Annotated in this window: 12 protein-coding genes; 8 read left to right on the forward strand and 4 right to left on the reverse strand. The window is 65.9% G+C overall.

Features of this window, described 5'->3' with window-relative positions; translation table 11 throughout:
* The first annotated feature begins 8 nt into the window (after positions 1-8).
* From araH to pyrF, 5 genes are all read left to right on the forward strand, one after another.
* Positions 9-1,025, forward strand: coding sequence for an L-arabinose ABC transporter permease AraH (gene araH, locus EVC45_RS09795; protein ID WP_129957802.1), 1,017 nt, complete (start codon positions 9-11; stop codon positions 1,023-1,025).
* Between the two features lie 41 nt (positions 1,026-1,066).
* Positions 1,067-1,867, forward strand: coding sequence for an SDR family NAD(P)-dependent oxidoreductase (locus tag EVC45_RS09800; RefSeq protein WP_129957803.1), 801 nt, complete (start codon positions 1,067-1,069; stop codon positions 1,865-1,867).
* Positions 1,864-2,793 (forward strand): SMP-30/gluconolactonase/LRE family protein, encoded by a 930-nt coding sequence (locus tag EVC45_RS09805; protein WP_129957804.1) that lies wholly within the window; start codon positions 1,864-1,866, stop codon positions 2,791-2,793. The genes EVC45_RS09800 and EVC45_RS09805 overlap by 4 nt, the downstream gene beginning before the upstream one ends.
* 222 nt (positions 2,794-3,015) lie before the next feature.
* Positions 3,016-4,083, forward strand: coding sequence for an aldose 1-epimerase (locus EVC45_RS09810; RefSeq protein WP_129957805.1), 1,068 nt, complete (start codon positions 3,016-3,018; stop codon positions 4,081-4,083).
* Positions 4,084-4,327: 244 nt separating this feature from the next.
* Complete coding sequence (pyrF, locus tag EVC45_RS09815) at positions 4,328-5,143, forward strand: orotidine-5'-phosphate decarboxylase (RefSeq protein WP_129957806.1); 816 nt, start codon at positions 4,328-4,330, stop codon at positions 5,141-5,143.
* A 51-nt stretch (positions 5,144-5,194) separates the two neighbouring features.
* Here pyrF and EVC45_RS09820 read toward each other — a convergent pair whose 3' ends face one another.
* From EVC45_RS09820 to thiL, 4 genes are all read right to left on the reverse strand, one after another.
* Positions 5,195-5,725, reverse strand: a complete 531-nt coding sequence (locus EVC45_RS09820; RefSeq protein ID WP_129957807.1) for a cupin domain-containing protein — start codon at positions 5,723-5,725, stop codon at positions 5,195-5,197.
* A gap of 31 nt (positions 5,726-5,756) precedes the next feature.
* Entirely contained in the window at positions 5,757-6,257 is a 501-nt protein-coding gene (locus EVC45_RS09825) for a CinA family protein (RefSeq protein WP_129957808.1), read from the reverse strand.
* A gap of 110 nt (positions 6,258-6,367) precedes the next feature.
* Complete coding sequence (locus EVC45_RS09830) at positions 6,368-6,943, reverse strand: phosphatidylglycerophosphatase A (protein WP_129957809.1); 576 nt, start codon at positions 6,941-6,943, stop codon at positions 6,368-6,370.
* Entirely contained in the window at positions 6,933-7,934 is a 1,002-nt protein-coding gene (gene thiL / locus EVC45_RS09835; RefSeq protein ID WP_129957810.1) for a thiamine-phosphate kinase, read from the reverse strand. The genes EVC45_RS09830 and thiL overlap by 11 nt, the downstream gene beginning before the upstream one ends.
* Positions 7,935-8,124: 190 nt before the next feature.
* Here thiL and EVC45_RS09840 point away from each other — a divergent pair, with 190 nt between their 5' ends.
* The 3 genes from EVC45_RS09840 (at position 8,125) to EVC45_RS09850 (ending at position 11,877) form a co-directional block, all read left to right on the forward strand.
* Complete coding sequence (locus tag EVC45_RS09840; RefSeq protein WP_129957811.1) at positions 8,125-10,467, forward strand: NADP-dependent malic enzyme; 2,343 nt, start codon at positions 8,125-8,127, stop codon at positions 10,465-10,467.
* 422 nt (positions 10,468-10,889) lie between these two features.
* A complete protein-coding gene (locus tag EVC45_RS09845) occupies positions 10,890-11,300 on the forward strand; it encodes a ribonuclease (protein ID WP_129957812.1) in 411 nt (136 codons plus the stop codon).
* Between the two features lie 16 nt (positions 11,301-11,316).
* A complete protein-coding gene (locus EVC45_RS09850; protein ID WP_129957813.1) occupies positions 11,317-11,877 on the forward strand; it encodes a barstar family protein in 561 nt (186 codons plus the stop codon).
* Positions 11,878-11,986 lie beyond the last annotated feature (109 nt).

Below are 11,986 nucleotides of genomic sequence, written 5' to 3' on the forward strand. Positions count from 1 at the left end.
TATTGAACATGCAAGCCAGAGAAAACCTCGCGCAGCAGGCCGCCACGAGCGCGGCCGACGCGCTGATTCCGCAGACCAGCGACAAGGCCAAGTGGTGGCAGCAGATCACCGAGTACAGCCTGATCGTGATCTTCATCGTGATGTTCGTCACGATGTCGCTGACCGTCGATCACTTCTTCTCGATCGAGAACATGCTCGGCCTCGCGCTGTCGATCTCGCAGATCGGCATGGTCGCGTGCACGATGATGTTCTGCCTCGCGTCGCGCGACTTCGACCTGTCGGTCGGCTCGATCGTCGCGTTCGCCGGCGTGCTGTGCGCGATGGTGCTCAACGCGACCGGCAACACCTTCATCGCGATCGTCGCGGCGGTCGCGGCGGGTGCGGTGATCGGCTTCGTCAACGGCGCGGTGATCGCTTATCTGCGCATCAACGCGCTGATCACGACGCTCGCGACGATGGAAATCGTCCGCGGCTTCGGCTTTATCGTGTCGCATGGGCAGGCGGTCGGCGTGTCCTCGGATACGTTCATCGCATTGGGCGGCCTGACGTTCTTCGGCGTGTCGCTACCGATCTGGGTCACGCTGATCTGCTTCATCGTGTTCGGCGTGATGCTGAACCAGACCGTGTACGGCCGCAACACGCTCGCGATCGGCGGCAATCCGGAAGCGTCGCGGCTTGCCGGTATCAATGTGGAGCGCACGCGCGTCTACATCTTCCTGATCCAGGGCGCCGTCACCGCGCTCGCCGGCGTGATTCTCGCGTCGCGTATCACGTCGGGTCAGCCGAACGCGGCCGAAGGCTTCGAGCTGAACGTGATCTCCGCTTGCGTGCTCGGCGGCGTGTCGCTGCTGGGCGGCCGGGCGACGATCTCCGGCGTCGTGATCGGCGTGCTGATCATGGGCACGGTCGAGAACGTGATGAACCTGCTGAACATCGACGCGTTCTACCAGTACCTGGTGCGCGGCGCAATCCTGCTCGCGGCCGTGCTGCTCGACCAGTTGAAGAACCGCGGCTCACGCGACTGATTCACTTTCACCTCATCTCAAGCTCATAAAGGAATCGAACGATGTCGTCTTCGGCCAATGCAAACGCCAGTCTCGCTGACACCGCGTACGCGCGCTATCCGAGCCTCGTCGACCGTACGGTGCTGATCACGGGCGGCGCGACCGGTATCGGCGCATCGTTCGTCGAGCACTTCGCGGCGCAGGGCGCGCGCGTCGCGTTCTTCGATATCGACGCGAGCGCGGGCGAGGCCCTCGCCGACCAGCTCGGCGATTCGAAGCACAAGCCGCTCTTTCTGGCCTGCGATCTGACCGACGTCGACGCGCTGCAAAAAGCGATCGCCGACGTGAAGGCCGCGCTCGGCCCGATCCGGGTGCTGATCAACAACGCGGCGAACGACAAGCGCCATCAGATCGGCGACGTCACGCGCGAGTCGTTCGACGCGGGCATCGCCGTGAACATCCGCCACCAGTTCTTCGCGGCGCAGGCCGTGATGGAGGACATGAAGGCCGCGAAGAGCGGCTCGATCATCAACCTCGGCTCGATCAGCTGGATGCTGAAGAACGGCGGCTATCCGGTGTACGTGATGTCGAAGTCGGCGGTGCAGGGTCTGACGCGCGGGCTCGCGCGCGATCTCGGCCACTTCAATATCCGCGTCAACACGCTGGTGCCGGGCTGGGTGATGACCGAGAAGCAGCTGCGCCTGTGGCTCGACGACAACGGCCGCCGCCAGATCAAGGAAGGCCAGTGCATCGACGCCGAGCTGTTGCCGGCCGACCTCGCGCGCATGGCGCTGTTCCTCGCCGCCGACGACAGCCACATGATCACCGCGCAGGACATCGTCGTCGACGGAGGCTGGGCGTGAGCGCCAAGCCGCGCGTGCAACGGGCCACGCTGCTGCTCGACGCGCAGTGCGAGCTCGGCGAAGGCGCGAGCTGGTGCGCGAGGAGCGGCCGCTTCTACTGGACCGACATCGAAGGCGCGCGGCTGTGGCGCTACGATCCGGCCGACGGCAGCAGCGATTCGTTCGACCTGCCCGAGCGGCTCGCCACCTTCGCACTGTGCGAAAACCCGCGCTACGTGCTGGTCGGGCTCGCGTCGCAGCTGGCGTTTTTCGATCTGGAGACGCGCAGCACACAACGGATCGTCGACGTCGAACCCGGCATGAACACGCGCGTGAACGATGGCCGCTGCGATCGGCAAGGGCGCTTCGTGTTCGGCACCAAGGACGAAAGCGGGCAACGGCAGACGGTCGCCGGCTTTTATCGGTTGAATCACGATCTGTCGCTCGAACGCTTGCCGTTGCCGGCGCCGGCGATTTCGAACAGCATCGCATTCAGCCCCGACGGCGCGACGATGTACTACTGCGATTCGCCGACGCGTGAAATCCGCGCGTGCGACTATCGCGCGGACGGCAGTATCGCCAACGATCGCATGTTCACTCGCCTGACCGATGCGAACGGCATCCCCGACGGCTCGACCGTCGACAGCGAAGGCGGCCTGTGGAACGCGCAGTGGGGCGGCGCGCGCGTGGTGCGCTACGGTCCCGACGGCGTGGAAACCGAACGTATCGACGTGCCGACCACGCAGCCGAGCTGCGTCGCGATCGGCGGTGCCGCGCTCGGCCAGGCGACGGGCAGCACCCAGCTCGACACGCTGTACATCACGAGCGCTTATGCCGAGCTCGATGCGACCGCGCGCGCGGCCGATACGCTCGCGGGCGATGTATTCGTCGCGGCACTCGCGCGGCGCGGTGTGGTCGAACCGCTGTTCCAGGGCGCGCCCATCTAGCGCAGAATGACGCGGCCCCGGCCACGAGCCGGGGCCGCGATCCTGAAGGTGAAGCAGAAGTCGATGTAGCAGTTTCGGTCCGTGAGCGACACGCCCGCGAGACCGGCCGGCAACGAATCGGCAGCATGCAGTTCGGACTCGAGGCGAATTGGTCAGAAGAAATCGCCCGCAACACCCGTCAAAACCGACGGCAACGTCCCCCGCCTCTCGATGGAGCCAGATATGACTGTTGCGAATCTCGTTTCAGCCTCATCCCCAACCTCTCAAACGCGACGCTCGCGACTTGCCGCGGCGGCCAACCCGGTGCTGGCAGGCCCGAGCACATCGGCGGTGGCGCTCGGCGAAGGCAGCGCCAGCGATGTCGCGTGCATCACGCTCGCCAACTCGCAATTGCGTCTCGATGTCGCGCCGACGCTCGGCGGCGGCGTGACCCGCTTCGACTGGCGCGACGACGGCGCGTTGACGCCGATCTTCCGGCGTTGCCGCCACGTCGGTGCCGACACGCAACCGAACCAGCTTGCCTGCTATCCGCTGTTGCCGTACTCGAACCGCATCGGCGGCGGCCATTTCAGCGTGGCCGGGCGGCGCGTCGAGGTGCCGCGCAACCGTGACGACGAACCACTGCCGATTCACGGCGATGGCTGGCTCGCGCAGTGGCAGGTGCTCGAAGCGGGCCGCGAGCACGTCCGCCTCGCGCTCGACCGCAGCGACGGCAAGCCGTACGCGTTCCGCGCGACGCAGACTTATACGCTCGACGGCTCGACGCTCGTCGTCGCGCTCGAAATCGAAAACGCCGGCCGCGAGGCGTTGCCGTTCGGGCTCGGCGTGCATCCGTTCTTCGTGCGCGACGCGGACACCGAACTGTCGGCGGCGGCGGGCGGCCTGTGGCTGTCGGGCGACGACTGGCTGCCGGTGCGCCATGTGCAGGCGCCACCCGCCTGGCAGTTCGGCGTCGCGTATCCGCTGCCGGAGACGATCGTCAATCACGCGTTCACAGGCTGGAGCGGCCAGGCGGCGGTGGTGTGGCCGAAGCGCCGGCTGTCGCTGAATATCGCCGCCGACACCGACTACTACGTGCTGTACACGCCGCCCGGCGAAGACTTCTTCTGCTTCGAGCCGGTCGATCATCCGATCAACGCGATGAACCTGGCCGGCGGCGCGAGCGAAAACGGCATGACGCTGCTCAAGCGCGGTGAGCGGTTGACGCGCACGTTCCGGTTTACGGTCGAGCGAACTGGGCTGCGCTCGATGCCGGGCGGGCGTGGCGCGCGGCGCAAGCAGCAGTCGTAGGTTTAGCCGCCGATCGTCTGGATCGCTGGATCGCCGGACCGCCGGACCGCCCGACCGCCCGACCGCCCGACCGCCCGACCGCCCGACCGCCGCATCCCCGTTCGGACGAACGTCCGAGCGGGCGCTATGCGCGGCTACCGCCAATCAGGCGCGGGCCGCGCGGTGACCGCCAGCGACGGACGACGATCGCGGGACAGGTAAAATACGCGCCACCTCCGATTACCGGCTCGCCGCGAGACCCACCATGTCCAATTTCATTCAGACACTCAACGACGCCTGGCAGCGCACGAACTCGCTGCTGTGCGTTGGCCTCGATCCCGAGCCCAGCAAATTCCCCGGCGCGCTCGCGGGGCGCGCCGACGCGATCTTCGAGTTCTGCCGCACGATCGTCGACGCGACCGCGCCTTATGCGTCGGCGTTCAAGCCGCAGATCGCCTACTTCGCCGCGCATCGCGCGGAGGACCAGCTCGAGCAACTGATCGCCCACATTCACGCGAACCATCCGGGGTTGCCGGTGATTCTCGACGCGAAGCGCGGCGATATCGGCAGCACCGCCGAGCAGTACGCGCGCGAGGCGTTCGAGCGCTACCAGGCCGACTCGGTGACGGTCAATCCATACATGGGTTTCGATTCGATCGAGCCGTATCTCGAGCACGCGGGCAAGGGCGTGATCGTGCTGTGCCGCACGTCGAACGCGGGCGGTTCGGATCTGCAGTTTCTCGAGACGGGTGGCCGGCCGTTGTATCAGGTCGTCGCGCAACTGGCCGCGCAAAAGTGGAATGCGAGCGGCCAGCTCGGGCTCGTAGTCGGCGCGACGTTCCCGAAGGAAATCGAAGTGGTGCGCGGGATCGTCGGCGACATGCCGCTGCTGATTCCGGGCATCGGCGCGCAAGGCGGCGACGTGCAGGCCACGGTGAGCGCCGGCCGCACCGCGAACGGCACCGGCATGCTGATCAACTCGTCGCGCGCGATCATCTACGCGGGCAACGGCGACGACTTCGCGCAAGCGGCCGCGCAGGCGGCGAAGGACACGCGCGACCGGATCAACGCGTTTCGTTGATTCGGCGGGCGACCCCGCGCCGGGCGGTCCCGCGGCGGGCGGTCCGGCGCGTCAGCGCGTCGGACCGAGCCGCCCGATCAACCCCGCATGGCGCGGATGCCGCGCCTTCAGCGCGTCCACCTCCGCAAGCTCGAACTCGCTGAATTCGAAGCCCGGCGCGACCGTGCAGCCGACCAGCGCAAACGACGCCGGATCGGCGCACTCGGCCGCAAACCACAAGCCGGCCGGCACGACGGCCTGACACACCGTATCGGGATGGGTGAGCGGATTGCCGAGCCGATGCGTGACGAGCGCACCGCTGGCATCGCTTTCATCGAGCACGTGGACCAGCAGCGGCTCGCCGGCGTAGAAATGCCAGACCTCGTCGGAACGGATCCGATGCCACGCCGAATGCGCGCCGTCGCACAACAGGTAATAGATCGCGGTCGACGCGGCGCGCGTGTCGTCCGGATTGCCCGGTTCGCCGGCGCGTAGCACCCGCGCGGCCGAGCGGTAGGTCTCCGCGAAGAAGCCGCCTTCAGGATGCGGCTGCAGATCCAGGCGGCGAATCAGTTCGTCCGCAAGCGCGCGCGATTCCGGCATAGCCGCCTCTTCAGTGATAGTCAGAAGCCGCTCAATGCTCGCGCTCGTCGAGCAGCGCCAGCAGACCACGCAGCGCGTGCGCCGCGGCCTGCACGCGGATCTGCTCGCGATCGCCCTTGAAAATCTTCGTTTCCACCGATGTATGAAGCCGGTTGCTCCAGCCGAACGACACCATGCCGACCGGCTTGGTTTCGGTCCCGCCGCCGGGGCCGGCGACCCCGGTGATCGACAGCGACACCTGCGCGCGGCTGTTGCGCAGCGCGCCTTCGGCCATCGCACGCGCGACCGGCTCGCTGACCGCGCCGTGCTTTTCGATCAGGTCGGCCGGCACGCCGATCATTTCGCTTTTCGCCTGATTCGAATACGTGACGAAGCCGCGTTCGAACCAGCCGCTGCTGCCGGAGATGTCGGTGATCGCGGTCGCGACCATGCCGCCCGTACAGGACTCGGCGGTCACTAGCATCAGGCGCTCGTCGCGCAGGCGGTTGCTCACGCGGATCGCAAGCTGATGAACGACGGAATCGGTAGGCATGGCGTCAGTCAATCCGGAAAACGAAGCCGGCCATGAGGCGCGGCGAGCGGCAGGGGCCGGGGCGGCGACTAAACGAGTCGAACGGTGCTCGAACGGTGTTCAGGCAGCGCTCAAACCGACATTCGCCACAGCGCAATTACGAGCAACGTAAAGAAGGCGGCGACCAGGTCATCGAACATGATGCCAAAGCCACCTTTCAGCCGGCGGTCGAAATAGCCGATCGGCGGCGGCTTCACCATGTCGAAGAAGCGGAAGACCACGAATGCCCACAACTGGGCGCTGAGCGTGGCGGGTGTAACCATCAGCAGCACGAGCCAGAACGCGACGATTTCGTCCCACACGACCGCCGAAGGATCCTCGACGCCGAGCCGCTTCGCGGTGAAGCCGCACAGCGCGATGCCGCCGAGAAAGCCGACGCCGATCAGCACGCCCCACTCGACCATCGTCAGATAGCGGCTCAGCACCGCGAACGAGGCCCACGCGAACAGCGTGCCGAACGTGCCCGGCGCGACGGGCGACAGCCCGCTACCGAAGCCGAGCGACAGCAGGTGGACCGGATGCGACAGCATGAAGCGCGCGGTCGCGCGGCGCGGCTGACCGGGCTTCGGCGCGCGGGGGCCGGGCGCCTTGGGCGGCTCGCTGCCGAGGAAATCGTCGGCGGGGCCGAGCGAGGGGTCATTCTGCATGGAAGTGATCGAAACCTTGCAACGTCAGAGTGAGCGGCGCGCCGGCGGCGTTGCGCCACGCGATGGCCGGGCGGTCATTGACCGCCTGCAGTGCACTTATTGTACCGATGCGGGTGACCGGCACCGCCGCCTTCTGCGCGGCGGCCTCGACCGCGGCGCGCGCGGCGGCGGGCGCGGTGAAGCACAGCTCGTAATCGTCGCCGCCGGCGAGCGTGCAGCGCTGCTGGACTTCTGGCGGCAGGCGGCGCAGCGCGGCCGAGCGCGGCACCGCGTCGACGTCGACGCTCGCGCTCACCGACGAGCGTTCGAGGATATGCAGCAGATCGCCGGCGAGGCCGTCCGACAGATCGAGCGCCGCGTGTGCGACGCCGCGCAGCGCGAGGCCGAGCGCGATGCGCGGCTCGGGGCGTTCGAGCGCCTGGCGGAACGTCGCGGCGTCATCCGGGTTGGCGGACCATTCGCCGCGTTGCACGCCGAGGCCGGCGCGCGCGTCGCCGAGTGTGCCGGAGATCCAGATGTCGTCGCCGGGTTGTGCGGCATCGCGGCGCAAAGCCGTTTGCGGCGGCACGCTGCCGAACACCGTGAGGCACAGATTGAGCGGCCCGCTCGTCGTATCGCCGCCGATCAGCTCGCAACCGTACCGCTCGGCCAGCGCGAACAGGCCTTCGCTGAACCCGGCAAGCCAGGCTTCGTCGGCTTTCGGCAGCGAGAAGGCGAGCGTGAACGCCTGCGGCTGCGCGCCCATCGCGGCCAGGTCAGACAGATTGACGGCGAGCGCCTTGTGACCGAGCGCTTCGGGATCGATATCGGCGAAGAAGTGACGGCCTTCGACCAGCATGTCCGTCGATATCGCCAGTATTTCGCCGGCAGGCGGTGCCAGCAATGCGCAATCGTCGCCGATGCCGAGCGTGCCGCCTTCGGCATTGGATGGCCGCGCGGCGGCGGCGCGGCGGGCGAAGAAGCGGTCGATCAGCGAAAACTCGGAAAGCATGATGGCGGACGATGAGCGGAGAACGATGGGAGAAATTGCATGGATCAGCGCGATTGAGCGTGATGCCCCGTTGCAGGCAGCAGAGCGCCCGTAGCACGGGCAACGCGCGGGGCGCAACACGCTTTCACGCTGTTTCAGTCGCGGCTGTTGTACCCGTATTGAAGGAATTGCGTCACCAATTGGGGCTACAATGCCGTCGAACGTCTATTCTAATCTGCACTTCTTCGAAGCCCGCCTTATGTCGAATCCCGTCAATACCAAACTCCGCGAAGCAGCGCTCGATTACCACGAGTTCCCGACTCCCGGCAAAATCGCGATCGCCCCGACCAAGCAGATGATCAACCAGCGCGACCTCGCGCTGGCTTATTCGCCTGGCGTCGCGTTCGCGTGCGAGGAGATCGTCGAGAACCCGATTAACGCCGCGCGCTTCACCGCGCGCAGCAACCTCGTCGGCGTCGTCACGAACGGCACCGCGGTGCTGGGCCTCGGCAACATCGGGCCGCTCGCGTCGAAGCCGGTCATGGAAGGCAAGGCCGTCCTGTTCAAGAAGTTCGCCGGCATCGACGTGTTCGATATCGAGATCAACGAGACCGATCCGCACAAGCTGGTCGACGTGATCGCCGCGCTCGAACCGACCTTCGGCGGCATCAACCTCGAAGACATCAAGGCGCCGGACTGCTTCATCGTCGAACGCGAATGCCGCAAGCGCATGAAGATTCCGGTCTTCCACGACGACCAGCACGGTACCGCGATCGTCGTGGCGGCGGCGGTCACCAACGGCCTGAAGGTCGTCGGCAAGGACATCAAGGAAGTCAAGCTGGTCGCCTCGGGCGCCGGCGCGGCGGCGCTCGCGTGTCTGGACCTGCTCGTCGACATCGGCCTGCCGCTCGAAAACATCACCGTGACCGACCTCGCGGGTGTCGTCTACAAGGGCCGCACCGAGCTGATGGACCCGGACAAGGAGCGTTTCGCGCGTGAAACCAGCGCGCGCTCGCTCGCCGAGGTGATCGACGGCGCGGACATCTTCCTCGGCCTGTCGGCCGGCGGCGTGCTCAAGCAGGACATGGTCAAGAAGATGGCCGCCAAGCCGCTGATCCTCGCGCTTGCGAACCCGACGCCGGAAATCCTGCCGGAACTCGCACTCGAAGTGCGCCCGGACGCGGTGCTGTGCACGGGCCGCACCGACTACCCGAACCAGGTCAACAACGTGCTGGTGTTCCCGTTCCTGTTCCGCGGCGCGCTCGACGCCGGCGCGACGACGGTCACGCGCGAGATGGAAATCGCCGCAGTCAACGCGATCGCCGAACTGGCGCGCCAGGAGCAGAGCGACATCGTCGCGACCGCGTACGGCATCCAGGACCTGTCGTTCGGACCGGAATACCTGATTCCGAAGCCCTTCGATCCGCGTCTGATCGTCAAGGTCGCGCCCGCGGTGGCGAAGGCCGCGATGGAGTGCGGCGTCGCCGAGCGTCCGATCGAGGACATGGATGCGTACTGCCAGCATCTGCAGCAGTTCGTCTATCACAGCGGCACGACGATGAAGCCGATCTTCCAGCTCGCACGCAGCGTCGAGCCGGACAAGAAGCGCATCGTGTTCGCGGAAGGCGAAGAGGAGCGTGTGCTGCGCGCGATGCAGATCATCGTCGACGAAAAGCTCGCCAAGCCGATCCTGATCGGCCGGCCGGCGGTCATCGAGCAGCGGATCGCGCGTTATGGCCTGCGGCTCGTCGCGGGACAGGACTACACGGTCGTCAACACCGATCATGACGAACGTTACCGCGAGTTCTGGCAGGAATACGCGAAGATGATGTCGCGCAAGGGCATCACCACGCAGATGGCCAAGCTCGAAATGCGCCGCCGCACCACGCTGATCGGCGCGATGATGGTCAATAAGGGCGAAGCGGACGGCATGATCTGCGGCACGGTCAGCACCACGCATCGCCATCTGCACTTCATCGACCAGGTGATCGGCAAGAAGCCGGGCGCGAAGGTCTATGCGGCGATGAATGCGCTGGTGTTGCCGAATCGGCAGATTTTCCTCGTCGATACGCACGTGAACGTCGATCCGACGCCGGCCGAGCTGGCTGAGATCACGATCATGGCAGCCGAGGAGGTGCGCCGTTTCGGCATCGAGCCGAAGGTTGCGCTGGTGTCGCACTCGAACTTCGGGTCGAGCAACGCGCCGACCGCGCAGAAGATGCGCGATACGCTCGAGATCCTGCGCGAACGCGCGCCGGAGCTGCAAGTTGACGGCGAAATGCACGGCGACGTCGCGCTCGACGCCAACCTGCGCCGTGAGGTGCTGCCCGATTCGACGCTCGAAGGCGACGCGAACCTGCTGGTGCTGCCGAACATCGATGCGGCCAACATCTCGTACAACCTGCTGAAGACAGCGGCCGGCAACAACATCGCGATTGGCCCGATGCTGCTCGGCGCGGCCAAGCCGGTGCATGTGCTGACGCCGTCGGCGACGGTGCGCCGGATCGTCAACATGACGGCGCTGCTGGTTGCCGATGTCAGCGCAACCCGTTAACTACGCATCGTGACCGGGCCGCGACAGGCCCGGCGCCGGTTCTCCAACCGGCGCGCCCTGAAAAAAAAGGCGTGCCCGCAATGGGCACGCCCTCAGGGCAAGCTGGGGATCGCCACCCCGAAAATGGCATTGACGCAGCCTTTCGGCTGAATCGTTTCCGGCTCCAACAACCGCAATCGAGCGCCTCGGCAAGCGGCCGCTTGCACCGCTGCGCGCTACGTTCGATCACGATTGAGCTCAGTTTAGCCCGATTGGGCTAAACATTCTGTCAAAAGTCGTCAAAGTCCCGACCGCCGGCTTTTCCGCGCGGCGGAGCGGGGTGTCGCCGGGTCGTCGAACGTTGATTCCAAAGGCTATTAGCGATACCCTTACGACTTTCATGGTCGTCAAACTCGTGATCTGACAGCGGGGAAACCTGATACATGGCACGCAACTGGTTGCGCATGAAAGGCGTGCTGATCGGTGCTGCCGCGCTCTGCGCGTTGTCCTCCGCGCCCGAGGCGCTGGCGCGAGATTACTCGGCGCCCGCTGGGGCGGAAGTGCAGGTAGGCACCGTCGCGCTGGCGCAATTGCCGCGCGAGGCGGTCGATACGTTGAACCTCATTGCCGCCGGCGGGCCTTACCCGTATCAGAAGGACGGCATCGTATTCGGCAACTACGAACGGGTGCTGCCCGCCCATCGGCGCGGCTATTACCACGAATACACCGTCCCCACGCCTCACGCGCGTAATCGCGGGGCGCGCCGTATCGTCTGCGGAGGTCCGCTACAGCGGACCGACAATTGTTATTACTCGGACGACCATTACACCAGTTTTAATCGTATTGTTGAATGACAACGGGATGAACGGCATGAGCGACAACATCTACGCGCACGATTCCGGAGTCGCGACGGATCTTTTCGCGGCCGGCGACGGCAATTTGTTTCAACGCGTCATGAAGATGCGCGCCGACGAGCAGGGTCGCGACAATCAAAGCGAGGCTGGCACGGTGGTTTCATCGAACGAGGAGCCCATGAGCCTTTTCAGGACGGTGCGGCCGAATATCGTGCAGTCGATCCGCGCGTTCCGCGTGCAGGATCTCGCCGACGAAGCCAACCACCTTGGCCAGCATTTTCTGTATGCGTACTGCGCGAACGCCGCGTCGAAGCAGGAAGTGCTCGAAACGATCGCGACGTCGTTCCTGTTTCCCAAGCATTTCGGCAAGAACTACGACGCGCTCTACGACTGCCTGACCGATCTGGTGCACAAGGCCGGCGCGCAGCCCGGCTTCGTGATCGTGCTCGAACATCTGCCGATCGCGCAGAAATTCGACAAGGAAGGGCGCGAGACGCTGCTCGACGTGTTCCGTGAAGCGGCCGAATTCTGGGCCGAGCGCAAGGTCGCGTTCCGGGTGTTTTACTCGTTCGTCTGAGGCTCGCCGGATTTTCGCCTGGCTGGGCGCTTTGCCCGAATCAGGCAGTGAACGTCGCCGTAAAGAAGGCAAAGGCCCGCTAATTGGCGGGCCTTTGCTTGTGTGGTGC

This window comes from Paraburkholderia sp. UYCP14C, from assembly GCF_004197395.1.
In the GTDB taxonomy this organism is placed as follows: Bacteria; Pseudomonadota; Gammaproteobacteria; order Burkholderiales; family Burkholderiaceae; genus Paraburkholderia.